The following is a 26014-nucleotide window of genomic DNA, read 5'->3' on the forward strand; positions in this document are numbered from 1 at the left end:
GCCGAAGCTTCCTTTTTCTTTCAAACATTAGAATTAATGGGCGTTATTGCCTTCTTGCGCCATTTTTTCATCAATTTCTGATGGATTTGCCAATGCATAGTTCAGCTTGTCCATATCGAGCTGGCCTACCCATTTTGCAACAACCAAAGTCGCCAAAGAGTTACCCACCAGATTGGTCAAGGCACGCGCTTCTGACATGAAACGGTCAATACCGAGAATCAAGGCCAGACCTGCAACAGGAATATTGCCCACAGCAGCCAAGGTTGCCGCCATCACAATAAAGCCAGAACCCGTGACACCTGCCGCACCTTTAGATGAAATCAACAGTACCAGAAGAAGGGTAATCTGATGAGACAAATCAAGTTGTGTATTGGTCGCCTGCGCAATAAAGATCGCAGCCATGGTCAAATAGATTGAAGTTCCATCCAGGTTAAATGAATAACCGGTTGGAATCACCAGACCTACCACTGATTTTTCAGCACCAGCAAGTTCCAGTTTTTTCAACATACGTGGCAATACTGATTCTGAAGAAGAAGTACCCAGTACAATCAGCAGTTCTTCACGAATCAGGCGAATCATCTTCATGATGCTGAAACCCACAAAACGCGCAATTGAACCCAGTACGATGAAAATAAACAGTACGCAGGTGATATAGAAACAAATGATCAACTGTGCCAGCTGAGCAAGCGAACCAATACCATATTTACCAATGGTAAAGGCCATTGCACCAAATGCACCGATTGGCGCAAGTTTCATTATCATGTTCACAATATTGAAGAATACATGTGAAATCTGGTCGATGAGTTTCAGGACTGGCTTGCCTTGATCACCCAGCTTATGCAGCGCGAAACCAAAAATGATCGCGAACAACAGAACCTGTAGAATTTCGCCTTCCGCAAATGCACCTACCACCGTATTTGGAATGATATTCATCAGGAAGTCGATCGTCGACTGTGACTCACCTGTAGCGACATATTTGCTGATGCCCGTGGTATCCAGTGATGCAGGATCAACGTTCATGCCTACACCTGGCTTGACGATGTTAATCACCACCAGACCGATGACCAACGCAATCGTGGAGACGATTTCGAAGTAAAGTAAAGCAACACCACCAGTTTTACCCACTGATTTCATGCTTTCCATACCCGCAATACCGCTGACCACAGTACAGAAAATCACCGGTGCGATGATCATTTTGATCAGGCGGATAAATGCATCACCCAGCGGTTTAAGCTGTTCACCCAAGCCAGGAACATACTGTTCTACACCATTGATAATTTGCGTACCACTCGGCGAGAAATGCCCGACCAGAATACCTGCAATAATGGCCACAATCACCTGAAAATACAGTGACTTATAAATCGGTTTTTTCGCCATAATAAATCTACTTGAACGATATCTGAAAATAAAAAGACCATTTTGAGAAATGCACTGATCCGTTCATCTGCTCTGAAGATGAACTGGATCAAATCTCAATAGGCTTAAGAGAATGTTCAAAATGAAAATCAGCCACGCATTCAATCTGACGCGCAGCATCAGACCAAAGTATTAAATGGGAGAAAGAGATTAAGAAAACTTAAACAAACTCTAAAAATTGTCTGAATTTTACTGAAAAATCCCATTAAATGTGCATAAAGTCTTATGCAATTGCCTGCTTTTTGCTCGCATTGAATTAGACATTAGTCGATAATCAGATTTAAATGCCTGTTTTCCGTATACTGAAAGCTTTGTTAATTTTAGACTCTCCTCATTGACCCCAATATTTGCTGCAAGCTGTATAAGTTATGAATACCAAAAGAAATATTTATAAAGATTTCGAACATCCCTTTGCCCAATATGTACGCATCGTAGGGAAAGGAAAAAATGGCGCCCGCTCCCTCAGCTATGATGAAGCCTATCAAGCCTTTAGCATGATTCTGAAAGATGAAGTGCTCGATGTGCAGCTAGGGGCGTTCTTGATGTTATTGCGGGTCAAAGAAGAGTCTGTAGATGAGTTAGCCGGTTTTGTTCAGGCCACACGCGACCAGCTTGACTTTAAGCAGCTGGATGTCGATCTGGACTGGTCCTCTTATGCAGGCAAGCGCAAGCATTATCCATGGTTTATTCTGGCAGCACTGACGTTGGCCAAGCATGGTTATACTATTGTGATGCATGGTGCCGCTGGTCATACCATGAACCGAGTTTATACCGAACAAGTGTTAACTTGCTTAGGCTATCCAATCTGTCAAAATGATGATGAAGTGGAGCAGCAATTACAGCAACGACATTTTGCCTATATCCCGTTAGAGGTGATTTCTCCGATTCTGGCAGATCTGATTGGCCTACGAAATGTAATGGGACTGCGCTCCCCGATTCATACGCTGGCTCGTTTAATTAACCCGTTTAATGCCAAAGCAACGCTGCAAGCAATTTTCCATCCGGCGTATCGGGGTTCGCACCAACAGGCGGCTTTCCGCTTAGGTTATAAAAATAGTGCGGTAATTAAAGGTGAAGGGGGCGAATTTGAGCGTAATCCGGATGCCAAAACTTTGATCTGCGGTATTAAAGATGGCGAACTGTACGAATATGAACTACCGAAACTGACTGACAATCGTAGTCCGGTTGAGGAAGAACTGGATCTGGCCTTATTTAAAGCAGTATGGGATGGTCAGCAAAGCCATGAATATGGCGAGATTGCGGTTACGGAAACCATGGGCATTGCGTTGTATAGCATGGGTGCATGTAAAAGCTATGAAGTTGCGATGCAAAAAGCCAAAGAATTATGGGTGAATCGTCACACCGTTTAAACTTTGAAATGTGTAGAAAAAAAGCATTGTTCCTTCATTGAACAATGCTTTTTTAAATATCTTTCGACTGACTCGACCTCAGTGCTTAGACAAAACGGATTGGCTTGAATTCAGGTTCATTTTTGTGATGATCATCATCACATTCCTCACCTTCTTCTTTGGTGCCGCGATCGATATATCCGCTGCGTTCAGTTTCAGGCAGGTTTTTCATTTCCCAGGCATAAACGGCCTGCATACAGGTCTGGCGCTGTTCCTGAGTTAAGGCCACACCGTTTGGCCACTTTCCAATTTCGATTGCTGTTCTTAGGCGTTCAACAATCTCAGGATTGAGTACGGCAAGCATTTGTTCAATATTCATGATTTAATCCTGCTTAAAATAATCAAAGTCCTGATTCCACCCCAGTTTGGTTCGACAGGCATTATAAAAGTCATAGCCTGGTGGATGCAGAAGATTCAGTTTAAAGGGATGCTTGCGAATATGGACGCTATCGCCCACATTCAAAGATATACTATGTTGTCCGTCCGCACTGACCATTGGCAGTACACGATTTTCACGAATCAGTAATTTAATTTCACTGTGTCCACCGACCACAATCGGGCGTGAAGACAAGGTATGCGGATGCATCGGTACCAGCGCAATCGCATCCATACTTGGATGTACGATCGGACCACCACCAGAAAGCGCATAAGCCGTAGAACCGGTCGGTGTCGATACGATCAGGCCATCACTGTGCTGGCGATAGACATATTGCCCATCAATATTCAGCTCAAAATCGATCATATGTACCGATTTTCCTGAATGGAGTACCACATCATTCAGTGCAATCGCATCATAAATGACTTCACCTTTGGAACGAATTTCAACTTCGAGTAAAAAACGTCGCTCAGTCTGAAAGTCACCTTTTAATACCTGATCCAGCTTAAAGATCACTTCGGTCGGCTTGATGTCAGTTAAAAAACCCAGACGACCACGGTTCACCCCTATGACGGGTGTATTGTACTTTACCAATGCGCGTGCTGCATGGAGCAGTGAACCGTCACCACCGACTACAATCACCAGATCTACTACCTCACCCAATAAGGCACGACTGACAGTTTGGGTATTTTGATAGGGAACAAGTTCAGCTGTCGCTGCATCAAAAACTGGATGTAAGCCTAAATTAAGAAGATGATCGTGAATAAGGCATAAGGTTTCAACCACCGACGATTTATCAGGACGTCCTATTAACCCGATATTTCGAAAGGTCTTATGGGAAATTTGCACCAGTGTCGTCGCTCCGCTACGAATCTGAGATATCATAACATTAAGCTATACCTGGATGACAATTTATAACAGTGCTTCATGCGTAGGAAATTATTTGAAATATATTCAAATTAAGGAGAAATTGTGGGCTTTGATTTTAATTTTAAGCGCATTTATTGATTAAATATTGCAAAATAATGAAAAGCTTCGCATGATTAGCACAATTTCACAGGATCTTATAATTATTTATGAAATCTGAACGTGGCATGGGGTTTCTTGCCTTAATTTTCTCTATTATTGTCATTTCTATCTTTGTAGCATTTAGTATCTATCTGATTAGATTAGACAATATTGTGCGCAACAAATTTGAAGGTCAGCGCTGGGATATTCCGGCCAAGGTCTTCGCACGTCCGATGGAAGTATACGTCAACGCCCCAGTCAGCATGCAGGATTTCCAACAAGAATTAAAATTACTCGGTTATAAAAACTCAGATAGCTATACCAAATCAGGTAACTTTGTCACCACGGGCAATACCCTGTATGTACATACCCGCGGCTTTGATTTTGGTGACCGGGTTGAACCGGAACAGATATTAAAAGTCAGTTTCAGTGGTGAACAGATTGCAGAAGTCAGTGCAACCAAACCCTCTTCAAGCGGGATTGCCCGTTTAGAACCGTTATTGATTGGTGGGATCTATCCGCAGCATAACGAAGACCGGGTCCTGATCAAGCTGAATAAAGTGCCTCAACCTTTGATCGAAGCGCTCATCGCGACTGAAGACCGTAAATTCTATGAGCATCACGGGGTTTCACCACGTGGTATTGCACGTGCCGTAGTCAGCAATATTACCGGTGGTAAACGTCAGGGTGGTTCGACCTTGACCCAGCAACTGGTTAAAAATTTCTATTTGACCCCTGAACGTACTTTAAAGCGTAAAGTGAATGAAGCCTTTATGGCGATGCTGATTGAATTGCATTATGACAAGAATGAAATTCTGGAAGCTTATCTGAATGAGGTCAATCTGGGCCAGAATGGTAACTATTCTATCAATGGTTATGGCCTGGCTTCCCAGTTTTATTTTGGCCTGCCCTTGCGTGAACTGAATATTTCTCAGCAGGCGTTTCTGGTGGGTCTGGTTCAAGGTCCAAGCCTGTACAACCCATGGCGCAATCCAGAAAGTGCCAAAAAACGTCGCGATATTGTGCTGAATAATATGCTGGTGATGGGTTATCTGACGCAGGAACAATATGAAAAAGAAACTGCACGTCCACTGAATGTGATTGCCAAACCTACTTTAGGCCCTGCCCGCTTCCCGGATTTTCTGGATATCGTTCGTCGTCAATTACGCACAGACTATCAGGAAACCGATCTGACCAATCAGGGTCTACGCATTTTTACCACTTTAGATCCGTTGGCTCAAACCCGAATTCAGGACAGCTTTAAAGAGACGGTGGCACGTTTAAGCAAATCCAATCCGGGTCGCCTGAAAGATTTACAGGGTGCAGTATTGGTATCACATCCGGAAAATGGTGAACTGGTTGCCGCAGTAGGTTCTACTCAAGATTTTACCGGTTTTAACCGCGCAGTAGATGCCAAGCGTCAGGTGGGTTCGCTGTTAAAGCCCGTAATTTATTTAAGTGCACTGGAGTCGAATCGTTATCATTGGGCGAGTCCAATTGAAGACAGTGAAATCAGCATCAAGAGTGATGGCAAATCCTGGACCCCGAAAAACTATAGTGGACGCGGACATGGTGTCATTCCAATGTCACAGGCGCTATCGCAATCCTATAACCTGTCTACCGTGCGTTTAGCGCAAGAGTTTGGCCTGTCTACCTTTATTAATCATCTGAAAAAATTTGGTGTGACTTCAGATATTCCATCTTATCCATCGATTTACCTCGGTGCGGTAGATATGTCGCCGATGGAAGTGATGAATATTTATGGCAACTTCGCGACAGGCGGCTTTAAATACCCAACCAAGGCCATCCGCTCTGTGGTGGATGCCAATGGCCGATCCCTGGATCGTTATAGCCTGAGTGTACAACCGACCATTGACCCGGCTTCGGCTTATGCCCTGAATTATGGCTTACAACAAGTGATGTCGAGTGGTACAGGTCGTGCAGCCTATAACAGTTTGCCACGCAGCCTGAATCTTGCCGGTAAATCGGGTACCACAAACGACAGCCGTGACTCATGGTTTGCCGGGTATTCGGGTAATTATATGACCGTGGTCTGGCTCGGTCTGGATGACAACAAGGTTACTGGCTTAACCGGTTCTTCAGGTGCCCTTCCGGTTTGGACCAATGTCATGAAACAGCTACGCCAGAAACCGGTGAATCTGCCACAGCCCAATGAAATTCAATGGCATTGGTTAGATCGTCATACGGGATTATTGTCTGCACAAGGCTGTGAAGGTGCCATGTATATCCCGATTTCGCGTCACTCCCTGCCAAATCAGGCGACTGCTTGCGGGATCTCGCATTATCAGACTGAACCTTATGATATTAACTCAGAACCTGCACCCTCTGACGAGGAACTGGATGATATGAGTCGTTATATACAAGAAACTGAAACAGAAATAGAACGCGATCTTGAGAGCGAAACCCGTATTATCGCCAGTGGAAGTTATAGCCATTAATTGAGTCTATGTGTATGTTACAAAAAATCATCCCTGGCCTGCTCATCCTCAGTTTGGTGGGCTGCCAAAGCTTTCCTGAGCCAGAGCCAGCTGCTCCAGCCAAACCTGCAACAGAAAAGCCTAAACCACAGACCCCAGACGGCGTCGTGATTACGCCTTATGACCGTCCTGAAATCAAACGCCAGAAAATTGTAATTCCTGAGCAAAAGCCTAAAAACCAGAAATTTGATGATGGCCGTAATCTGCCTGCTTTCAAGCGTCTTATGCAGCAAACCCAGCAGGCCTATGCCAAACAGCAATTTTCTCAAGCTGAAACCGCAGCTGTACAAGCCCAACGCCTAGCACCTCAAGCGCCTGAAACTTACCTGTATTTAGGTATGATCGCTAATCGTAAAAATCAAGCTACACGTGCAGATGCATTTGCCTTGCGTGGCTTGAGTTATGCACAATCGAATGCGATGAAGAAACAGCTTTGGCAGGTCCGTTTAAAAGCAGCACAACAGCAAAAAAATACCAAAGCAATTCAAAACGCCCAGCAGGCTTTAAAAGGACTTTAGTCTCTGTCTAAATGCTTACTAATGGAAAGCAGCTTACCTAGATATTGCGTATACCGGCAATACCGTAAGCATGCTGGCTCTGTGCATAGCTCAGATCTTCTGTTTTCAGCCCGCCCAAAGCGAAAACCGGAATCTGTACCTGTGCTGCCATCTGTTTAAATTGTTCCCAGCCTAGTGGCGAAGTATCCGGGTGCGTTTGTGTTGCAAGTACAGGACTGAGCAAAGCCGCTTCACAGCCCACCTGCTCAGCCTGCTGTAATGCCGCCAGATCATGACAGGCTGCAATATAACGATAACCTCGCATCAACTGGCCGGGTTGCACAGCCATTAATTGCGATTGTTTCAAGTGAATGCTTCGAATCGTTTGCTGCTGTAATTCATTGAGCTGTGACCAGAGTTCCTGATTAATCATGAGCTTGGAAAGCTGTTCAATCGGAAGCTGTTGTAATTGTATGACCCGTTCAGGTGTGATTTCAACGCGCCAATATAGCATCTGATCTGGATCAAGTTGATGTAAAATCGCCAGATCATCTGCGATCTTAATACGTTGTGGCCATTGCAGCTTTTGCAGCATGGACTGGTTGGCTTTGGGAAAATTCAGACTGCTCAGCTGTTCACGCGCATACCAGCTCCAGGGTGGTTGAATTCCTGACAATTGTGACTCAGACACTGACGCATGAAATATATGTAGGTTGACAATGACATCTTCATATTCATGACAGATAAAATCGAATGCATGCCACTGATCCAGATCAATCCCGACCTCTTCCAGCACTTCACGTCGACAGGCTTCAACCGGTTGCTCACCCGATTCTACTTTTCCACCTGGAAATTCATATTTGTTGCCTTGATGCTGACTGGCTTCTCGCCACCCCACAAGCACTTGATTTTTATGAAATAAGATTGAAATCGCAACATGAATATTGGGTTTAGACATCATTTTACTGCACTCGAATTTTTACAGATTGTAAGCAAATTGCTCTATTTTATAAATTACAGAATTATTCATTGACAGACCTATTCGATAATGATTATCATTTAAATCAATCCAAAACAGATACCACGGAGTCGATGGAATGAACGCACCTTTTAGCTTGTTTAGCCGTAATAACGATAGCCATCATGCACTACCCATGCTGCACTCAAATAATCTTTTCGCACTTGGGCGTGAAATTAGAATCATGCATGCTGGTGAAGAATACCGTTTACGCCTGACCCGTAATAATCGCCTGATCCTCACAAAATAACGATAACACTCTAATCATAATAAACGTGGGAACCAGCAGTATGAATCAGCGCATACTGCTTTTTTAGCGAACTGAATTACGATTTGGCAAAACTGAGTACAACTTTCAGTCCGCCCAAATCAGAGGCCGCAATCTCAATTTCTGCTGCGTGTAATTGCATGATCTTACGACAAATCGACAGCCCCAAACCCGATCCTGAGGTACGTGTGCCTAAAGCACGATAAAACCGTTCTCCCAGATGTACCAATACTTCCCTTGCTATGCCTGTTCCCGAATTTTCAATCACTAAGCGCAAACGCCCTGCGGCATCAACATCTGTTTTTATCTCAATCCTACCTTGTTCTGGGCTATAGCGAATTGCATTATCCACCAAGTTACGAATGCAGCTAAAAATTAATTCTGCATTTGCCATGATCTGGCCATCGTCTATGCTCAGCTGCCATTTGATCTGTTTCTCTGCGGCAAAAGGCTGCAAGGCCTGTAATACCTCCTGAACAATCATTTTCAGATTTACGGCCTGTTGCGGCAACTGCTCTGCTTTTTCAGGATCCAGACGTGCCAATAAGAGTAAATTCTCCAGCACTTGCGTACCACGATTGACATCATTTTGAATCAGTTGCAGGGCTTGCGGCAACTGGGCATCATGCTGATATTGACGTTTCAATACCTGCAAACGCATCTGAATGGCAGAAAGCGGCGAGCGTAATTCATGCGATGCATCGGCAGTAAAGCGCTGTTCGGCCAGCAGTGATTTTTCCAGCCGATTCAGCATGGCATTTAACTGCTGCACAATTGGTTGCAATTCCGTGATTTCAGGATCTGGACTGTTGACCGGACTTAAATCTTCGGCCGACTTGGAACCTATGGCGCGGGAAATATTATTTAGAGGTTGTAATTGACGTTTCACGACCACATGTAAAATCAGCCATTGCAATAACCAGAGTATCAGTAAAATTCCGGCAAAACTGAAGGTGGTTTGCCATAACTCGTTAAAACGTACCGATAAAGGCTGCAGTACTTTGGCCTGCAAGCCATCCTCTTTAGCAGTTAAAATCCGGATAAAACGGCCATTTTCATAAGCAAACTGAAAGCCACTGTGTTCATTAACCCGCACACTGTTAATCAAATCATCATCGATGGACGTGGTCAAAATATCCTGATTGAGCAATAGCGCATATTGAATATCGAATTGCTCGCTGATTTCATCGACCTGATCACCTTTGGCCTGTCTGATATCACCAAGTAAGAGCTCGGAAATCTGTTCCATCAAATCATCATGCAGCTGAATGGCTTGATAACTTGAAACCCCGAGTAACAGCAACCACGCCAACAATCCTGCCAGCATGGAGCTCAGCATGGCATTCTTGATCAGGCGAGTTTGCAGGGAGACTGGTGCAGACATATTTATGCCTCGGGTTTATGCATGCGATAACCCAAACCACGGATGGTTTTAATCATCTGGCTGCCAATTTTTTTACGTAACTGGTAAATAAACACTTCAATGGCATTACTTTCAATTTCATCCCCCCAGGCATATAGCGATTCCTCCAGTTGCTCGCGGGTAATGACATGTTCCGGCTGCTGCATCAGTTTATATAAAATCTGAAATTCTTTCGCAGTCAGATCAATCGGCTGTCCAGCCTTGTTCAGGGCCTTGGCCTGGGTATCCAGACTTAAATCCTGCCATTTCAGAATATGATTTGGCGTTTGCTGTTTCAGTCTTAACTGCGCGCGCACCCTGGCAGAAAGCTCTTCCAGACTAAAAGGTTTGACCAGATAATCATTGGCACCCAAATCCAGACCTTCAACCCGGTCATCAATACTGTCCCGGGCAGTAATAAAAATCACCGGTGTATCTTTCTGTGTGCTGCGTAAGCTTTTTAGAATGTCATCTCCAGTCGCATGTGGTAGTCCGCGATCCAGTAATACGCAGTCATATTGATGCTGTTCGATGGCCAAAATGGCATGATCGCCACGCTCGACCCAGTCAATCACATAGCCGTCCATTTCCAGCCAGGTCTGAATACTTTCTGCCTGAGACTGATCATCTTCTGCCAAAAGAATACGCATGCTGTGCTCCGCTTTGCCAATCTGTCTATCTTGCCCTGAAAAATCTCCAGACTCAAAAAAACCACATGCTTTTTTGTATGATTTGCATGTGGTTTTTTACAGTTTTTGAATCCAGAGCAAGCTTCAGATTCAATTCATCTGCTCATATTAGAATTAGAAACGAAGCTGCTCGACATCAATTTCAACTCGTTTTGCCGGTTTATAGTCAATATCCACTTCACCGATAATGGTCACTGGCGTTTTGGCTGAAATCGGTTTGCCTTGCCACAGTTCATCATCAATTTCTACGGTAATGCTGCCTGTGCTGTCACGGAACTGATATTTTTCATCACCAACCGCTTTAACCACATAGCCTTTAAGCTGAACCTTGCTATCATCTTTCATGCCCAAGGCCTGTTGCACTGTCATCGTTTTCGCAAAAGCAGCCTGATTTACCACGGGTTGATTCACGGCTTCATTACTTGCAACTGCGGCTGTCGCAATTGAACCCATCAGTGCGGCTGCTAAAACTGTATTCATCATCATTTTCATGGCGTATACCTCTTTGTGTATCTGTGCTTTGTTTCGATAATGCTATTAAAACAGCCGAAGATGAATTGAAACTTAAGATTGCTTCATCTTTAAAAATTAATTTAAAGGTACCACTCTCAATACTTCTTCCAGTGTGGTCATTCCTTCTACGACCTTACGCGCACCCGCGATACGCAGCGGTTCTACCCCTTCTTTTTTTGCCTGCTGGCGTAGCTGGTTTAAGTTAGCGTCGGCCCCAATCAGCTGCTTGGTTTCCAGACTCAGGGGCATAAATTCGTAAATACCAATCCGGCCTTTATAACCGGTATGACGGCACTCCTCACAACCTACGGCTTTAAAAACAAATTCCGGACGCGGTAAAGGATAGTCTGCCGCCAGATGCTGCCATTCCTGTTCATTCAGGAAGCTTTCCTGCTTGCAGTGTGGGCAGAGTTTACGCACCAGACGCTGCGCCAATACCCCGAGAATGGTGGCTGCGGTCAGAAAAGGTTGCACGCCCAGATCATGCAAACGGGTCAGACTCGACGGCGCATCATTGGTATGTAGGGTAGATAAGACCAGATGCCCGGTGAGTGCCGCCTGGATCGCCATATTGGCAGTATCCTGATCACGAATCTCACCGACCATGATAATGTCCGGATCCTGACGCATCAGCGCGCGCACGCCATCGGCGAAGCCCAGTTCAATACCGTTATTGACCTGCATCTGGTTGAAACTCGGTTCCAGCATCTCGATCGGATCTTCAATGGTACAGACGTTGACCTGTTCCGTCGCCAGCTGCTTCAAGGTCGAATACAGTGTTGTGGTTTTACCAGAACCAGTTGGCCCGGTGACCAGAATGATGCCGTGACTGTGACTGGTCAGATTATTCCAGTCATTGAGTAAATGCCCTTCAAAACCGAGTTGCTGAAAACTTCTGACCAGAACTTCCGGATCAAAAATCCGCATCACCAGTTTTTCGCCAAATGCGGTCGGCAAGGTCGACAGACGCAATTCGGTTTCCTGTCCTTTCGGCGTTCGGGTTTTCAGACGGCCATCTTGTGGTTTACGCTTTTCTGCCACATTCATCCGGCCCAGAATCTTGATCCGGGAAATTACCGCTGTCAGCGTATTGGCCGGCATGTTATAAATGGTATGCAACACCCCATCGATTCGAAAGCGAATCTTGCCCGTACCTTTGCGCGGTTCCATATGAATATCACTTGCACCCTGTTCAAAGGCAAATTGCAGCACCCAGTCCACCAGTTTGACAATATGCTGGTCATTGGCATCCGGATTTTGCGAATCGCCCAGTTGTAGCAAGGCTTCGACGCCTTTATTTTCCCGGTCATAGGCCGAGGATTTTTGTGAGCCACTGACGGCACGGCTAACCTGATAATATTCGACAATATATCGTTGTAACTGTTCTGGATTCAGCAGCACCCGTTGGATTTTTTTCGGGGAAATATTCTGTTCAAGATTAGAGACCCATTCAGTCTTATACGGCTGATCGGTCGCGATCAGAACTTTATCGGCCTGAATCTCAACGGCCAGAATATGGTTACGTAGTGCATATTCCTGTGACATGACATGGGTCAATGCCTGTACGTCCGCTTTTAAAGGATCGATGATATAGAACATTAATCCGGTTTTTTCGGCCAGCCACTGACATAAGCGGTTCAAGGTCAATGTGGTTTGCGGATGAGATTGATCAATGAGATTGAAGTTGGCAATCCATTGTAAGGGATGCCATTTTAACTGGTCACGTTGCCGATGCGTGGTCTGTATCAGCATGCGGTCACGTTCACTTATTTTGCCATCTTTAAACAGTTGGTCTAAACACCAGGCCGTATCAATTTCAAAGTCAAATTTCATTATTATCAGTCCCCAAACCTGCCGTCACTATAGCAAGTTTTTGTGATTTTTCGCATTCCCCAGTTGCTCCTGCCGGTGACTTTTACCGAATGGATGTAAAACAATAAGACTTTCCGAGCTTTATTCGCTCCTCGCTGTATTTCCGGCTTGCTGCTACCTGAAGGAATCGCCTATATTTCAATCAGCATGTTTTGTTCGGTGACTGAGGTGAAACTTGGATTTTAGCGTGGTGCCCTTTAATAGCAGTAGCTCTTTTCAGGACCTTCTGGCCATTCTGACAGCGGCTCTGGGCTGTGGTTTGTTAATCGGTCTGGAACGAGAACGTCATAAACAACGTGAACAGCAACCCAGTTTTGCCGGATTACGCTCTTTTGCCATCTGTGCCTTATTGGGTGCGCTATGCTTCCTGTTCGGTATGAGTATTGGGCTTGCTGGTGCGCTGATTGTGGGTGGCATGGTGATTTTTTCAATCCGAAATCAGCCTGAAGATCCTGGCATTACCACAGAACTCGCCTTTCTCATGACGTATTTTATTGGGGCAATCTGTCTTTGGAATATCCCCTTGGCCGCAGGGCTCGCGGTCATGCTGACGACTATTCTGATGGCCAAACACTCCCTGCATAATATTGCCGGACAATGGATTACCGAAGCAGAGTTTAGAGATGGGCTATTATTACTTGCCCTGATTCTGATCGGCCTGCCACTAACACCCGACACGCCTTTATGGGGAGAAGTCCTCAACCCGCATCTGATCTTGAGACTACTCACTCTGATTCTGGTGGTACAGGCACTTGCTCACGTGGCCAAACGGCTTTTATCCAGTAAAAATGCCCTCATGCTATCCTCCCTCGCTTCAGGTTTTGTCTCCAGTACCGCGACCATTGCCCATTTAGGTCTACAGGTGCGCAAAGGTGAGGTCGATGCTAAATCCAATGCAGGCGCAGCACTCATGTCCTGTATTTCGACCCTGATACTGTTATTTATTGTCGTTGGAGGGGTGTCGTGGAGCTGGCTGAAAATTCTGATTTTACCCTCCTTGGTTGCGATGGCCATTTTGGCTGCTTGTGCATTTCTGCTATTACGTAAAGCCAAGCCAGCGGAGAACTGTGAAAAAGAAGAAGATAGTCAGATGTTTAGCCTGAAGGAGGCGGTAATTATTGCCGTCACCTTGACATTGATTCAGGCTGGAATTTATGGGCTAGAGCTATTACTAGGAGATGCGGGTTTGCTGGCAGGTACCTTGTTCGCATCTTTATTTGAAATTCATGCCGCAATGGCAAGCGTGGTCATTCAAGGAGATCCATCCAATACCCGGCTGATCTATGCCCTGCTTTTGGGGCTGGGCGCACATGCTGTAGCCAAGTCAGTCAATGCTGCTGTAACGGGTGGTTTCAAATTTTCTCTGTACTTTGCGCCAGTACAGATTTTGCATATGGCGGTGTTGATTGGTATTTTGTGGTGGATGGTATTTTGATTGTTAAGTATATTTAAATAGTTAATTTTTATATATTTTGCAAATTTAATTTTGATATTTATTCGCTATAATTAGTCTGCTTTATTTTAAAAAACAATTTTATTACTACGATTTTTTATAGGGATTTTTATGAAATTTAAGAATTTATCACTCGCAATTTTTAGTGCATTCATGCTAAGTGCTTGTGGTGGGGGCTCCTCTTCTTCTGATTCAAACCCTGGAACTGGAACTGGAACTGGAACTGGAACTGGAACTGGAACTGGAACTGGAACTGGAACTGGAACTGGAACTGGAACTGGAACTGGAAATACTACAACAAATGATTCTGAATGGTCTGCCTATTCTCCTTCATATTTTACTGGCTCCGATTATTTATTCGACAAACTCACTTTTACGAGTAAAGGAGATACGCAGTATGTCCGTGTAGACTATTTAAGCAACCGAAAAGATATGGAAAATCTTGATATAAATGAACTGTATATTTTTGGTGATTACTTAACCAATGAAGGTCTGTACGAATTAGAGTTAAATAAAGATCCTGAATTAGGCTATAAAATTGGATCACTTCTAAAAAACTCGGTGACTGAGAAAACTTATATTCCATCCTCTAAAATTGGACATACAGGTCTTCAATTAACTGAAAAATATGAGTTAGTCGATCTATCGGGTAAACTATTGGGTGAATACATAGATACTCATCTGTATCTAGTCTCTTTAGAACCCAAGCTGGATAATTATGGTGATTTTGCACAATTTTATCTTTCCAAACTTAAAGGCAAGACATTTCCAAATGGCTCAAAGTGCTTAAGAGGATTAAGTTTATCTTCGAGTAAAGACTTCATTATGATGTATAAAAATCCATATGAGACTTATGATAGTTTCCAGAACATATTCTCTGAAGGATATAAAACTATAAATTTAGGTAGTTATAACGCTTTCATCTCGAATTCAATTTACCCAAATGAATATATTAGTGCTCTTGTGCAAGTTGATAATAAATATCGTATGGGCGAGTACAATAAATCAGGTATCTATTACTCTTTAAATAAAGAAATTGAAATTGAAACACAAATTTTAAAAGACCTTAAGTCTGATAAACTTACAGATGCAGAGGAAATTTTAGAACAAGAGTTATATATTCAATCTTTACAAAAAGAATGTACTGTTTTCAACTCTACTGCTAGTCAAGAAATTGATAAATATCGTAAATTGAAGTAAAAATATGACTAGAGATAAGCGTATATAAGATACGCTTATCTTAGTTTCTTCAATCACAATTCAATATATTCTATTTCTGATATATAAACAGATAACTCTGTTACCAAAAATCTCACATCTAAATCCGCAAACTTCATTCCATAAACCCGTTCCTCATCATCCTGATAAGCAGGTCTCGGATCTAAAGAGAGAACTTTTTCGAGTTCTTGCAGTATTTGTGGAGAAACTTTTCCCTTATTCATGAACTGCTGTTTTTGCTGCTCCGCCTCTTCTGTCCAAATTACCGATTTACGTTGTGGCTCATCCTGTGCATAACCACTTTGTGCCTCAATCACGGCATCTGAATACTGAATATAGGGCTTGATATCGACAATCGGCGTTCCATCCAGCAAATCACTTCCATTTAGATACACACGTACATTCTTGCCGACCTTCTTGACTTCTTTGAGTTGAACAACTGACAAGCCAATCGGCGCTGGACGATACATGCTCCGTGTCGCAAAGACGCCAATCTTCTGATTGCCGCCCAAACGTGGTGGGCGTACTTGAGGACGGAATTTCGCATTCTCCTGATATTTATTATCATGAAACTGCCAGATCAGCCAGAGATGACTAAAAGCCTCAATTCCTTCAAATGCCAGCAAATCATTATAGGGGCCGACCATTTCGATATAACTTTCGACCTGCACCAGATTGGGCTGCCGTGGAATACCAAATTTTTCTTTGTAGGGTGATTGCATATAACCAATAATCGGCAACTTAATTTCAGTCATCATCACTTTTTTTGATAAGCTCAATTAAATATATTCAGTTTATAGAGAATGGATTTAGTTTAGAATAGCAAGTTGTTCTAATTTGATAACTTATTGAGACCTTTAATGGCTGCTTTTAACGTCGAAAAGATTACTCACGTCCACCACTGGAATGATACTTTATTCTCTTTTAAAACGACTCGTGACACTGCTTTACGTTTTAAAAACGGTCAGTTTGTAATGATCGGCCTTGAAGTCAATGGCAAGCCCTTAATGCGTGCATATTCAATTGCAAGTGCCAACTACGAAGAAGAGTTAGAGTTTTTCTCAATTAAAGTGCCGGATGGCCCACTGACTTCCATTCTACAAAAAGTAAAAGTCGGCGATGACATCCTGATTTCTAAAAAACCGACAGGTACTTTGGTGCTAGATGACCTGAACCCAGGCAAAAACTTGTATCTTCTGTCTTCAGGCACTGGCCTTGCACCATTCTTGGCGACCATCCGTGATCCTGAAACTTATGAACGTTTTGAAAAAATCATTATCGTACATGGTACCCGTTTCATTTCTGAACTGGCTTATCAAGATTTGATTTTGAATGAAGTACCAAATCACGAATTCTTCTCAGAGCTTGGTGCAAAAGAAAAATTAGTGTACTACCCGACTGTGACGCGTGAAGAATATCCGAACCAAGGTCGCGTTACGACTGCAATTGAAACCGGCGAACTGTTTGAAAAAATTGGTCTGCCACGTTTTAACCCGGAAACGGATCGCGCTATGCTGTGTGGTAGCCCGGCCTTCCTCGACGATGTGGCTGCACTTCTAGACCAACACGGTCTAAAAGAGTCACCTAAAATGGGTGTTCTAGGCGATTACGTGATTGAACGTGCATTCGTGGAAAAATAAAATCTGATTTTAGATGATCAGAATTAAAAAACCGAAGCTTGAAGCTTCGGTTTTTTATTTGAATCGGCGTTAAAAAATTAACGATCACGACCTTCCTGATTGGCAGAACCTGAACAGCCTGCGCCACCACCAATGATAAAACCGCTTTCTGCCTTACATGAACCGATCATACGGCCATGCGAGTCAAATGTAGTCACTGTCGATGCACAGCCTGTTAATACCAGTGCCAGTGCAATAAGTGCTGATAATTTCATGATATTCCCCTGTATTCTTTATGGCTTTAAATTAATCTGGTTTTGACTTGGCAGTGCTGGCAACAAACCCGTCTTGGCATCCACGCTATTGTAATTCACACCCATCGCATTACCTGAACCACCACAATGGGCACTTGCAGTTGAAAGCAGACCGCGGGTTGCTTTACATGATCCAATCACCTGACCGGTGGCATCATAAGTGATGACCATAGAGCTACAGCCCGTCATCAGCACCATGGCCGCAAGTGAAAGTAGTTTTATGAAGTTCATTGTCCCCCCTCAAAAACAATAAAAATTAAATGGTTAAGTTATATTGCTATTCTATAAATTTCGCGGATGATTCTTTCTAAAATTAGTGGATTTGTAAAGCTTTATTTTTCATCTATTTAAAATATCCAGGCCATAAAGAAGCTGCCCGTTAAGCAGCTTCTTTAGGATTAAACTTAAATATTCAGAATCAGGCTGACTCATGTCCTAATGCCCGTTCTGCCAGTGCCTGCTTCATAATCTGATAGCCCGCAGTTAAACCAAGACTCGCCATAATCATCGCCACTATTATATCTGGCCACAGACTGCCTGTACCAAAAACCCCGACTGCTGCCAGAATCACGGCAGCATTGCCAATGGCATCATTTCGGCTACACAGCCAGACTGACCGCATATTGGAATCACCTTCACGAAAGGCATAAAGAATGACTGCCGTAAATACATTTGCCAGCAATGCCAGCACACCAATCAAGCCCATGGTCAGTGCCTCTGGCGGAATGCCTTGCAGATAGGCATAAATGACTTTTCCCATGATCACCAGGCCAAATAAGGCCATGGTCATTCCCTTGAGTAAAGCGACTGTTGCGCGCCAGTACAGACTTGCACCGATGACCGCCAAAGAGACGCCATAATTGACGGCATCACCAAAGAAGTCCAAGGCATCTGCCCACAAAGCCGATGAATGTGCATAGGCCCCACCAATCAGTTCTACCACAAATAAAGTCAGGTTCACCACCAAGGCAATCCATAACGCCGTTCTAAACTTACTGTCAGGTTTGGGTGGAGCAGGTTCATGACTACAGCTACAGGCCATGTTGATCTTCCATACTTTCGTGCAAAAAATGAGTTAAAATAATTAGAAACTATGGACTAACTCCAAGGTCAAGCAGGAGCGAGCAATGTCAGTTTATTTAATTTCAGAAATAGCCAAAAAGACTGCTTTAAGCACAGATAGCATTCGCTTTTATGAGAAGAAAGGCTTGATACAGCCGAATTTTCGAGCAAGTAATCGCTATCGTTATTATGGTGAAGAAGCCCTGAAAAGGCTGCTTTTTATCAAACGCTGTCGTGCTTTGGACATGTCCTTAAAAGAGATTGAAGCCCTGATTAAACTCGAACAGAATCCGCAGCAGGAATGCGGTGCAGTGAATCAGCTGATTGACCGGCACTTAGAAGATATATCCAGAAAAATTAAGGAATTACAGTTGTTTCAACAACAGCTCAGTACACTTCGTCAAAGTTGCAATATTCCGACCACCATTGATCATTGCCAGATTTTAAAAATGCTCGAACAGACTGAAAATAATTGAATATTGAATAATTTTAGTGCTTCATTTCACTCAAAATAAAACATTCTTTTTATTCTAAATTGCTTATTTCCGAGTAATTTACTGGGTTGAATCCAAATTTTAGATGGTTAGAATAAAGCCGTACTTTTTATATGTCTTTCGATTCCATCATGAGCCTGACGACCGTTACTGAACTCCTCTCACCTGCCGGTTCACTGAAAAATATGCGCTATGCCTTCGCCTATGGTGCAGATGCAGTCTATGCAGGTCAGCCGCGTTATAGTTTGCGCGTTCGTAATAATGAATTTGATCATGACAATCTGGCGATTGGCATTCAAGAAGCCCATGAGCTAGGTAAAAAGTTCTATGTGGTCGTCAATATCCAGCCGCATAATTCCAAACTGAAAAATTTTATTCGTGATCTGGAACCTGTGGTGGCGATGCAGCCGGATGCGCTGATCATGTCTGATCCGGGCCTGATCATGATGGTGCGTGAACATTTTCCAGAAATGGATATTCATCTGTCTGTGCAAGCCAATGCAGTGAATTGGGCAACGGTAAAATTCTGGAAAAATATGGGACTCACGCGCGTGATTCTGTCACGTGAATTATCGATTGAAGAAATTGCTGAGATTAAACAGCAAGTACCGGATATGGAGATTGAGGTTTTCGTACATGGTGCGCTGTGCATGGCTTATTCCGGCCGTTGCATGCTGTCTGGTTATATGAATAAACGTGATGCCAATCAGGGTGCGTGTACCAATGCCTGCCGCTGGGAATACAAAGTTCTGGATGCGAAGGAAGATGAAACTGGTGATGTGATTCCAGTGAAAAATCTGGATTCAGGCTGCTGCTCTCAAGATGCCGACGAAGCACATATGCAAGCACAGCATCAATTTGATGAACCGATATTATTACAGCGTAATGATGAAGACATGTTTGCTGCCGAAGAAGATGAACACGGCACTTATTTCATGAATTCTAAAGACTTACGTGCGGTACAACATATCGAGCGTCTGATCAAGGTCGGGGTACATTCCTTGAAGATTGAAGGCCGGACCAAATCCTATTTTTACTGTGCCCGTACCGCACAAATCTATCGTAAGGCCATTGATGATGCGCTTGCGGGCCAACCATTTGACCCAGCATTGATGACGCAATTAGAAGGTCTGGCCAATCGTGGGTATACCGAAGGTTTCCTGCGCCGTCATGTGCACAGTGAATATCACAATTATGAAAATGGCTCTTCAAGTTTTGACCATCAACAGTTCTGCGGTGAAGTCTTAGAACGTAACGGTAACTCCATCAAAATTGATGTAAAAAACCGTTTTGTCGTGGGTGATTCCTTAGAGCTGATGACGACGCAAGGCAATATCAGCTTTGTTTTAACCGAAATGAAAGACAAAAAAGGCAATCTGATTTCTGAGGCTAAAGGCTCAGGTCATATCGTCGAGATTCCGGTTCCGGCAGATGTAGATATGCAATATGCACTGCTCATCCGCAATCTGCCGACATCGACTATAGATGTTTCGGCATCGTCACTGGCTTATCAGGCGAGTTAAACATGGCGCTGCTGATTACCGACAAATGCATCAATTGCGATATGTGTTTAGCAGAATGTCCAAATGATGCGATTTATGAGGGTGCGAAAGTCTATGAGATTGATGTGAACCGTTGTACGGAATGTGTCGGCTTTTATGAGCGCCAAACCTGTGTAGATGTATGCCCAATTGAGTGCATTGTGCCACATCCTGAGCATGTAGAGACGCAAGAGCAACTGTTAGAAAAATTTAAAGTCTTGAATTTGTTCCAGTCTTAAGTACTGATCAAACATTGGAATAAATATTGCATTGAATAAAGACAACCTTGGGGAAGGCTGAATAATAAGAGTCAGAACAAAAACAGTACAGAGGAAAGAAACAGCCAGAAGCAATTGGGGATGCTTCTGGCTGATCTAAAAAAGGAAGCAAATATAACAATAAAAAAAGGAACTCTGGTGTTAGCGTCCGGAGTTCCTATAAAAAGGTATAACAAAGATAATCGAGATCGAACACCAAGGTTTTGGGGAACCTTGGTGTTATTTTTTACTGACCTGAACGGATGATATAATCAAATGCAGACAGTGATGCTTTCGCGCCTTCACCTGTGGCAATGATGATCTGCTTATACGGAACAGTAGTACAGTCACCTGCTGCAAATACACCTTTCACATTGGTTTCGTTGCGTTCGTTAATCAGGATCTCACCACGATTTGACAATTCAACCGCTGTTGCTTTTAAGAAATCGGTATTCGGCAACAAACCAATCTGTACGAAGATTCCTGCAAGTTCAACGGTGTGCTCTTGGTCAGTCGTACGGTCTTTGTATTTCAGTGCAGTCACTTGTGAACCGTCACCCACCACTTCAGTCGACAAAGCATTTTTAATCACCGTGGTGTTTGGCAAGCTTGTTAATTTGTCTTGCAATACCTGATCCGCACGAAGCTTGCTATCAAACTCAACCAAAGTCACATGCTCTACAATCCCTGCAAGATCAATCGCAGCTTCAACACCAGAGTTACCCCCACCGATTACCGCAACACGTTTGCCTTTAAACAGAGGACCATCACAGTGTGGGCAGTAGGCCACACCACGGGTTTTGTATTCCTGCTCACCCGGAACATTCATTTCTCTCCAGCGTGCACCGGTCGACAGAATCACGGTTTTCGATTCCAGTTTGGCACCATTCTCTAAAGTGACTTCTACCAGACCATTGGCCGTTTCATCTGCACCTTTGATGTTAGAGACACGTTGCAGGTTCATGATGTCGACACCGTATTCTCGTACGTGTGCTTCCATTTCAGCAGCAAACTTGGGACCTTGGGTTTTCTGAATCGAGGTATAGTTTTCGATGTCCATGGTGTCCATGACCTGACCGCCCATGCGTTCAGCCACGATCCCGGTTTTAATGCCTTTACGTGCAGCATAGATCGCAGAGGTATTGCCTGCAGGACCACCACCAATCACCAGTACATCAAAAGCATCTTTGGCATTGAGCTTTTCAGCCTCTTTTGCTGCAGAGTTGGTGTCCAGTTTTGCCACGATTTCTTCCAAAGTCATACGACCTTGACCGATATGCTGGTTGTCCTGGAACACCATCGGCACCGCCATGATTTTGCGTTCTTCCACTTCATCCTGGAAGAAGGCACCATCAATCATGGTGGCTGTTGTGCCCGGGTTGTAAATTGCAATCAGGTTTAAGGCTTGAACCACATCCGGACAGTTATGGCAGCTGAGTGATACAAATACATCAAAATCAGATTTGATCCCTAAGCCTTTAATCGACTCTAAAACTTCAGCAGATACTTTCGGTGCATAACCAGAGCTTTGCAGTAAAGCCAGAATCAGTGAGGTGAATTCATGCCCCATTGGCAGACCTGCAAAGTAGACCCGTGGCTCTTCACCTGCTTTGGCAATACCAAAGCTTGGAGCACGTTGGTTTGTACCGTCAAAGCGTGCAGTGACTAAATCAGATAATGCAGCCACTTCCTCAACCAGTTCTTTGATTTTTGCAGATTTGTCGGAATCATTTAAAGTCGCAACCAGTTCAATCGGGCTTTCCAGACGTTCGAGTAGTGTTTTTAATTGAGCTGAAGTATTTTGGTCTAACATGGCTAACGTCTCCAAAGGAATAAATATTTATTTGATAAAGCGATATTAGTGCATAAATCAAAATAGGTAAAACAGTTTGTTTTTATATTGTAAATCGTTTTTTTAGATCACTGGTTTGATAATTATTTTTGGTATTTCAGCTTTTAATTTTTATACTGTTTCATCAGCAGATAAAAAATGCTCCTAAACAGGAGCATTTCTAAAACATTAATTTATCCGTTGCTCGATACGCAAGGATCGGCCTTTGATTGAATTGGCCAAGAAGAACAAAACCAAACTCAGAAATGCCGATAAAATGGCCACTCCAATAATCACCAGATAGGTGATCTGACTCAACTGGTTTGCCTGTTGTACTTGCGTATTTACACTCTTGGCAACCGGTGTCATGGCTTGACCATAGATCTGTTGCTGCATGGTCCAGAGTTGTTCCGGCTTAAAGCCATATTGCTCAAATTTTGCATCCTGCTTTTCTGCTTCTACCAGATTGAATACATAAGGTTTTGCAGCCGATAAATCTTGCGGTTTATGCAAAAGTGCTGTTTGTGCCAGTAAATAAGATTTTACCGGTGTGGCAATCTCTGAATCGGCGAGGTATCGTGCAATTTCACTGTCATTGATATTGCTATCGTAATACACCACCTGCTGATAAGCATCATGCCGGTCATTCCGTAAATCATGCTGCCAGTAAGTTAATCCCGACCAGATCACGATAAAGGCAATTAGCCAGGCGACAAATTTCAGCACAAAAGACTGAAAGCGCACATAAAAGAAACGCAGTTTCTTTAATAGGCCAATGATAAAAAATGCACCGATAAAAGAAGCAAAAATTTTAATAATCAACCAGCCAAACCAGCTCAGCAAACTAAAAAAATAATCCGGACTATCACCAATACTGGCCAGCGTGGCATCTACACTGACCGGTAAATGTAACTGCTGCACTTCGGTACTCAGGCCAAAAAAGCCATAGACCAGTTCCTGCTGAAAAAACAGACCAATGATGGAGGCAATAAATACCGTAGAACTGGTGATACCCAATAACATCAAATTGCGTTGACGTTTCTTGAGCGCAACCACGCCTTGCTTGATCTCACCAGGAGACACCGCATATTCATCTAAGGGAGGCAATCTTTACTCCTTTTAGATCTTCAACCACAATATTTAGTTGGGCTTTGATCCGCTCGTACTTGATTCAATCACCAAGTGATTCAGATTATCCTGTAAAGCCTTCAAACGCACGGTTGCTTCTGTGCGTTTTTGTACACCTTCTTTCTGAATCTGAATCACATCATTGACTGTTTTAATGAGGGTGTTTTGCACATGTTCAAGCGTTTCGATATCAATTACCGAGCGCTGATTGGCTTTTGCGGTATCGACAGAGTTCTGATGCAATAGATCTGCATTACGGCGCAGCAGTTCATTGGTGGCATCATCAATGGTATTGGCCAGCTGGACACTGTTCTTTTGTTCGCTCAGAGAAATGGCCAGACTGATCTGGTTTTTCCATGCCGGTAAAGTAATATTTTTAATGGCATAAAACTTGTCGACCAGCATCAGGTTGTTGGACTGAATAATCCGGATCATCGGCAAGGTTTGCATGGCAGATTGCTGCAAAACCTGCAAATCGCTGACCCGTTTTTCCAGATTATTGGCCAGATGGTTCAGATCATAAATTTTCTGTGTTGTGCTCTGATCTTGCGGCAAAGCGGTTAAAGCGGAGATTTCCTGCTGTAGCTCCTGCTCACGTAAACGGCCGGCAGCAATATGTACCCCGAGCTGTTTATATTCATCCTGTACCCCGTCAAACATTTTATCCAGGGTATCTACACGCGCTTTCAAACCGGACTGCGAGGTTTCAATTTCTTTGACCAGTACATCGAGCTGCTCTTTGGTGGTATTGAAATGTGCATCAAAGTTGCCTTTTGCGCCTTTGAACTTGCTGATGATATTGCCAAAAAAACCTGAACTTTTCTTTTGACTTAAAATGCTGCTGGTATTCAGTTGCTGGGCCACCTGCACCACCTGATTCAGTTTCTGTCCTGTCGCATCCAGATCTCTATTTTGGACCAGATTCAGTAATTCATCAGTATAGGTCGAGGTTTTGGTCGCAATATTTTTACCATACTCAGCCACGCTGTTATGACTCATATCCTGCAATTCTTTACGTGCTGCCAGTACTTCCTGAAAGTCAGCAGGTTGCAAGCCCAGTTCTTTCAGATCCATTTGCTGAAATTTTTGTTCGACCAGTTCATTCGAGCTTTCAACAGGTAAATTTACTAAATCAGACTTGGTCATGGTTCACCTTATATTGTTATGTTTTCGAGGGTTTCTCGAGGGATTTTTTTAACGTTTTAATCAGACTTTCACGGCTATTATCAAGTTTTTCTAGATCACTTGTCGAGTGCTTGCTCTGGCTTTGTTGGACATGATATTGCCAAGCCGGAATCAAGACCTGTTGCGCTTCTTTAAAGCGGTCTAATAAGCTAAAGGACAGCTGCTGTGAAAGCTGCATCTGGGTAATGGCAATGTCATTACTGCTTTGCAAGGTACGCAGTGTATTGATTTTCTTGGAAAGCCGCTCAGAAAAATTATCCAGTGGATGCTGGTTTTTGATGAACAGCGGATATTCTGATAAAAACTCGTCTGCCGCGACAATATGCTTGGCCATCTGCTCACGTAGACCCAAAAGCTGCTGAAAACGGGCCTGAGATTTCTGGATTTCAATCTGTAACTTACGACTTAAGTGATCTGCTTGATCGAGTAAACGGTCCAGTCGCTGATAATATTCAACCTGACTCGAACCATAATCCAGATCGATCCCAAGCCATTTTTGTAGTGCATTAAATTTACGTTTTTTCAGATATTTTTTAGATTCTGCCAAAGCCTGAATCAATTGCTCAATGGTCTGGCTCAGCTGTTGGGTCAAATGCGGATCGACCCCATTTAATAACACCGATTGTGCCTGAATCAGAGAATCCGCATAATGATTCAGTCCATATTGATGGCTCAGTACAGGCACAAGTTCATTACGTTTGATCGTCAGTATTTCTTCACGATCAAAAGACATGTCAGTCAAGGCGGGTAAAGCTTCAAATCGCGACATGACGAAGACTGTATCCTTTTAGAGAGATTAAATAAAAATCTTGAATATCCTCGAATGTAGCAAAAAAACAGACCACGTTGTGTATATTTATCCAGAAATTCGTTACATCACTTTAACTAAATCCATGTTTTATCTTTATTTTAATTATATTTTTTGCAATGAAAGCAAATGTGTTTG

The 26014-nt window shown here is 43.4% G+C and carries 26 protein-coding genes; 10 read left to right on the top strand and 16 right to left on the bottom strand.

Annotated features, from left to right (window positions below; translation table 11 throughout):
• Nucleotides 1–33 precede the first annotated feature (33 nt).
• Nucleotides 34–1377: a dicarboxylate/amino acid:cation symporter gene (locus FTU44_RS01610; RefSeq protein ID WP_159138607.1), complete on the bottom strand. Its 1344-nt coding sequence runs from the start codon at nt 1375–1377 to the stop codon at nt 34–36.
• A 407-nt stretch (nt 1378–1784) separates the two neighbouring features.
• Here FTU44_RS01610 and FTU44_RS01615 point away from each other — a divergent pair, with 407 nt between their 5' ends.
• Entirely contained in the window at nt 1785–2786 is a 1002-nt protein-coding gene (locus FTU44_RS01615; protein WP_074383310.1) for a glycosyl transferase family protein, read from the top strand.
• An 85-nt stretch (nt 2787–2871) separates the two neighbouring features.
• On the opposite strand, the gene FTU44_RS01620 is transcribed toward FTU44_RS01615, so the two are convergent.
• Together FTU44_RS01620 and FTU44_RS01625 are read right to left on the bottom strand one after the other, a co-directional pair.
• Nucleotides 2872–3144 (bottom strand): YeaC family protein, encoded by a 273-nt coding sequence (locus tag FTU44_RS01620; protein ID WP_100534804.1) that lies wholly within the window; start codon nt 3142–3144, stop codon nt 2872–2874.
• Nucleotides 3145–3147: 3 nt separating this feature from the next.
• Nucleotides 3148–4086: an NAD(+) kinase gene (locus FTU44_RS01625; RefSeq protein WP_180049246.1), complete on the bottom strand. Its 939-nt coding sequence runs from the start codon at nt 4084–4086 to the stop codon at nt 3148–3150.
• A gap of 191 nt (nt 4087–4277) precedes the next feature.
• On the opposite strand from FTU44_RS01625, the gene mrcB reads away from it, so the two are divergent.
• Together mrcB and FTU44_RS01635 are read left to right on the top strand one after the other, a co-directional pair.
• On the top strand, nt 4278–6668 hold the full coding sequence (gene mrcB / locus FTU44_RS01630; RefSeq protein WP_180049248.1) for a penicillin-binding protein 1B: 2391 nt from the start codon (nt 4278–4280) through the stop codon (nt 6666–6668).
• A 14-nt stretch (nt 6669–6682) separates the two neighbouring features.
• Nucleotides 6683–7225 (top strand): hypothetical protein, encoded by a 543-nt coding sequence (locus tag FTU44_RS01635; RefSeq protein WP_005170216.1) that lies wholly within the window; start codon nt 6683–6685, stop codon nt 7223–7225.
• Between the two features lie 37 nt (nt 7226–7262).
• Here FTU44_RS01635 and FTU44_RS01640 read toward each other — a convergent pair whose 3' ends face one another.
• A complete protein-coding gene (locus tag FTU44_RS01640) occupies nt 7263–8162 on the bottom strand; it encodes an NUDIX domain-containing protein (protein ID WP_180049250.1) in 900 nt (299 codons plus the stop codon).
• A 139-nt stretch (nt 8163–8301) separates the two neighbouring features.
• Between FTU44_RS01640 and hemP the strand changes: the two genes are divergently transcribed.
• A complete protein-coding gene (gene hemP / locus FTU44_RS01645; protein WP_005170213.1) occupies nt 8302–8472 on the top strand; it encodes a hemin uptake protein HemP in 171 nt (56 codons plus the stop codon).
• Nucleotides 8473–8548: 76 nt separating this feature from the next.
• On the opposite strand, the gene FTU44_RS01650 is transcribed toward hemP, so the two are convergent.
• The 4 genes from FTU44_RS01650 to FTU44_RS01665 form a co-directional block, all read right to left on the bottom strand.
• Nucleotides 8549–9874 (bottom strand): HAMP domain-containing sensor histidine kinase, encoded by a 1326-nt coding sequence (locus tag FTU44_RS01650; RefSeq protein ID WP_180000426.1) that lies wholly within the window; start codon nt 9872–9874, stop codon nt 8549–8551.
• Nucleotides 9875–9876: 2 nt separating this feature from the next.
• Nucleotides 9877–10542: a response regulator transcription factor gene (locus FTU44_RS01655; protein WP_100534809.1), complete on the bottom strand. Its 666-nt coding sequence runs from the start codon at nt 10540–10542 to the stop codon at nt 9877–9879.
• Between the two features lie 153 nt (nt 10543–10695).
• Nucleotides 10696–11073 (bottom strand): NirD/YgiW/YdeI family stress tolerance protein, encoded by a 378-nt coding sequence (locus FTU44_RS01660; RefSeq protein WP_005170210.1) that lies wholly within the window; start codon nt 11071–11073, stop codon nt 10696–10698.
• A gap of 96 nt (nt 11074–11169) precedes the next feature.
• Nucleotides 11170–12927, bottom strand: coding sequence for a GspE/PulE family protein (locus FTU44_RS01665; protein ID WP_180049252.1), 1758 nt, complete (start codon nt 12925–12927; stop codon nt 11170–11172).
• Nucleotides 12928–13141: 214 nt separating this feature from the next.
• On the opposite strand from FTU44_RS01665, the gene FTU44_RS01670 reads away from it, so the two are divergent.
• Together FTU44_RS01670 and FTU44_RS01675 are read left to right on the top strand one after the other, a co-directional pair.
• Entirely contained in the window at nt 13142–14401 is a 1260-nt protein-coding gene (locus FTU44_RS01670; protein WP_180049254.1) for an MgtC/SapB family protein, read from the top strand.
• Nucleotides 14402–14530: 129 nt separating this feature from the next.
• Nucleotides 14531–15619 (top strand): hypothetical protein, encoded by a 1089-nt coding sequence (locus tag FTU44_RS01675; protein WP_180049256.1) that lies wholly within the window; start codon nt 14531–14533, stop codon nt 15617–15619.
• 53 nt (nt 15620–15672) lie between these two features.
• On the opposite strand, the gene tsaA is transcribed toward FTU44_RS01675, so the two are convergent.
• Nucleotides 15673–16392: a tRNA (N6-threonylcarbamoyladenosine(37)-N6)-methyltransferase TrmO gene (tsaA, locus tag FTU44_RS01680; RefSeq protein WP_005097482.1), complete on the bottom strand. Its 720-nt coding sequence runs from the start codon at nt 16390–16392 to the stop codon at nt 15673–15675.
• A 105-nt stretch (nt 16393–16497) separates the two neighbouring features.
• Between tsaA and FTU44_RS01685 the strand changes: the two genes are divergently transcribed.
• Entirely contained in the window at nt 16498–17277 is a 780-nt protein-coding gene (locus tag FTU44_RS01685) for a ferredoxin--NADP reductase (RefSeq protein WP_005097483.1), read from the top strand.
• 77 nt (nt 17278–17354) lie between these two features.
• Here the strand turns inward: FTU44_RS01685 and FTU44_RS01690 are convergent, their stop codons facing one another.
• The 3 genes from FTU44_RS01690 to FTU44_RS01700 all read right to left on the bottom strand — a co-directional run bounded on the left by FTU44_RS01690 (nt 17355) and on the right by FTU44_RS01700 (nt 18612).
• On the bottom strand, nt 17355–17531 hold the full coding sequence (locus tag FTU44_RS01690; protein WP_005097486.1) for a hypothetical protein: 177 nt from the start codon (nt 17529–17531) through the stop codon (nt 17355–17357).
• An 18-nt stretch (nt 17532–17549) separates the two neighbouring features.
• On the bottom strand, nt 17550–17801 hold the full coding sequence (locus FTU44_RS01695) for a hypothetical protein (protein WP_005097487.1): 252 nt from the start codon (nt 17799–17801) through the stop codon (nt 17550–17552).
• A 187-nt stretch (nt 17802–17988) separates the two neighbouring features.
• The gene (locus FTU44_RS01700; RefSeq protein ID WP_100534816.1) at nt 17989–18612 is read right to left on the bottom strand and encodes a cation transporter; all 624 of its coding nucleotides are present in this window, start codon (nt 18610–18612) and stop codon (nt 17989–17991) included.
• An 85-nt stretch (nt 18613–18697) separates the two neighbouring features.
• Here FTU44_RS01700 and FTU44_RS01705 point away from each other — a divergent pair, with 85 nt between their 5' ends.
• The 3 genes from FTU44_RS01705 to FTU44_RS01715 all read left to right on the top strand — a co-directional run bounded on the left by FTU44_RS01705 (nt 18698) and on the right by FTU44_RS01715 (nt 20906).
• The gene (locus FTU44_RS01705) at nt 18698–19108 is read left to right on the top strand and encodes a Cd(II)/Pb(II)-responsive transcriptional regulator (RefSeq protein WP_180049258.1); all 411 of its coding nucleotides are present in this window, start codon (nt 18698–18700) and stop codon (nt 19106–19108) included.
• Between the two features lie 131 nt (nt 19109–19239).
• Entirely contained in the window at nt 19240–20649 is a 1410-nt protein-coding gene (gene yegQ, locus FTU44_RS01710; RefSeq protein WP_100534818.1) for a tRNA 5-hydroxyuridine modification protein YegQ, read from the top strand.
• 2 nt (nt 20650–20651) lie between these two features.
• Complete coding sequence (locus FTU44_RS01715) at nt 20652–20906, top strand: YfhL family 4Fe-4S dicluster ferredoxin (RefSeq protein WP_005097495.1); 255 nt, start codon at nt 20652–20654, stop codon at nt 20904–20906.
• A gap of 265 nt (nt 20907–21171) precedes the next feature.
• Here FTU44_RS01715 and ahpF read toward each other — a convergent pair whose 3' ends face one another.
• From ahpF to FTU44_RS01735, 4 genes are all read right to left on the bottom strand, one after another.
• On the bottom strand, nt 21172–22737 hold the full coding sequence (gene ahpF, locus FTU44_RS01720; RefSeq protein WP_180049260.1) for an alkyl hydroperoxide reductase subunit F: 1566 nt from the start codon (nt 22735–22737) through the stop codon (nt 21172–21174).
• Nucleotides 22738–22944: 207 nt separating this feature from the next.
• The gene (locus FTU44_RS01725; protein ID WP_180049262.1) at nt 22945–23862 is read right to left on the bottom strand and encodes a hypothetical protein; all 918 of its coding nucleotides are present in this window, start codon (nt 23860–23862) and stop codon (nt 22945–22947) included.
• Between the two features lie 33 nt (nt 23863–23895).
• The gene (locus FTU44_RS01730) at nt 23896–25029 is read right to left on the bottom strand and encodes a toxic anion resistance protein (protein ID WP_180049264.1); all 1134 of its coding nucleotides are present in this window, start codon (nt 25027–25029) and stop codon (nt 23896–23898) included.
• A 16-nt stretch (nt 25030–25045) separates the two neighbouring features.
• Entirely contained in the window at nt 25046–25837 is a 792-nt protein-coding gene (locus tag FTU44_RS01735; RefSeq protein WP_180049266.1) for a tellurium resistance protein, read from the bottom strand.
• Between the last annotated feature and the right edge of the window lie 177 nt (nt 25838–26014).

Origin of the sequence: Acinetobacter sp. YH12105 (assembly GCF_013419095.1) — a bacterium.
GTDB classification, from domain to species: Bacteria; Pseudomonadota; Gammaproteobacteria; order Pseudomonadales; family Moraxellaceae; genus Acinetobacter; species Acinetobacter pseudolwoffii.

Bases quoted from the DNA above. Each gene is read 5' to 3' on its own strand.
- FTU44_RS01610 (WP_159138607.1), bottom strand. From the start codon at position 1,377: ATGGCGAAAAAACCGATTTATAAGTCACTGTATTTTCAGGTGATTGTG.
- FTU44_RS01615 (WP_074383310.1), top strand. From the start codon at position 1,785: ATGAATACCAAAAGAAATATTTATAAAGATTTCGAACATCCCTTTGCC.
- FTU44_RS01620 (WP_100534804.1), bottom strand. From the start codon at position 3,144: ATGAATATTGAACAAATGCTTGCCGTACTCAATCCTGAGATTGTTGAA.
- FTU44_RS01625 (WP_180049246.1), bottom strand. From the start codon at position 4,086: ATGATATCTCAGATTCGTAGCGGAGCGACGACACTGGTGCAAATTTCC.
- mrcB (WP_180049248.1), top strand. From the start codon at position 4,278: ATGAAATCTGAACGTGGCATGGGGTTTCTTGCCTTAATTTTCTCTATT.
- FTU44_RS01635 (WP_005170216.1), top strand. From the start codon at position 6,683: ATGTTACAAAAAATCATCCCTGGCCTGCTCATCCTCAGTTTGGTGGGC.
- FTU44_RS01640 (WP_180049250.1), bottom strand. From the start codon at position 8,162: ATGTCTAAACCCAATATTCATGTTGCGATTTCAATCTTATTTCATAAA.
- hemP (WP_005170213.1), top strand. From the start codon at position 8,302: ATGAACGCACCTTTTAGCTTGTTTAGCCGTAATAACGATAGCCATCAT.
- FTU44_RS01650 (WP_180000426.1), bottom strand. From the start codon at position 9,874: ATGTCTGCACCAGTCTCCCTGCAAACTCGCCTGATCAAGAATGCCATG.
- FTU44_RS01655 (WP_100534809.1), bottom strand. From the start codon at position 10,542: ATGCGTATTCTTTTGGCAGAAGATGATCAGTCTCAGGCAGAAAGTATT.
- FTU44_RS01660 (WP_005170210.1), bottom strand. From the start codon at position 11,073: ATGAAAATGATGATGAATACAGTTTTAGCAGCCGCACTGATGGGTTCA.
- FTU44_RS01665 (WP_180049252.1), bottom strand. From the start codon at position 12,927: ATGAAATTTGACTTTGAAATTGATACGGCCTGGTGTTTAGACCAACTG.
- FTU44_RS01675 (WP_180049256.1), top strand. From the start codon at position 14,531: ATGAAATTTAAGAATTTATCACTCGCAATTTTTAGTGCATTCATGCTA.
- tsaA (WP_005097482.1), bottom strand. From the start codon at position 16,392: ATGACTGAAATTAAGTTGCCGATTATTGGTTATATGCAATCACCCTAC.
- FTU44_RS01685 (WP_005097483.1), top strand. From the start codon at position 16,498: ATGGCTGCTTTTAACGTCGAAAAGATTACTCACGTCCACCACTGGAAT.
- FTU44_RS01690 (WP_005097486.1), bottom strand. From the start codon at position 17,531: ATGAAATTATCAGCACTTATTGCACTGGCACTGGTATTAACAGGCTGT.
- FTU44_RS01695 (WP_005097487.1), bottom strand. From the start codon at position 17,801: ATGAACTTCATAAAACTACTTTCACTTGCGGCCATGGTGCTGATGACG.
- FTU44_RS01700 (WP_100534816.1), bottom strand. From the start codon at position 18,612: ATGGCCTGTAGCTGTAGTCATGAACCTGCTCCACCCAAACCTGACAGT.
- FTU44_RS01705 (WP_180049258.1), top strand. From the start codon at position 18,698: ATGTCAGTTTATTTAATTTCAGAAATAGCCAAAAAGACTGCTTTAAGC.
- yegQ (WP_100534818.1), top strand. From the start codon at position 19,240: ATGTCTTTCGATTCCATCATGAGCCTGACGACCGTTACTGAACTCCTC.
- FTU44_RS01715 (WP_005097495.1), top strand. From the start codon at position 20,652: ATGGCGCTGCTGATTACCGACAAATGCATCAATTGCGATATGTGTTTA.
- ahpF (WP_180049260.1), bottom strand. From the start codon at position 22,737: ATGTTAGACCAAAATACTTCAGCTCAATTAAAAACACTACTCGAACGT.
- FTU44_RS01730 (WP_180049264.1), bottom strand. From the start codon at position 25,029: ATGACCAAGTCTGATTTAGTAAATTTACCTGTTGAAAGCTCGAATGAA.
- FTU44_RS01735 (WP_180049266.1), bottom strand. From the start codon at position 25,837: ATGTCGCGATTTGAAGCTTTACCCGCCTTGACTGACATGTCTTTTGAT.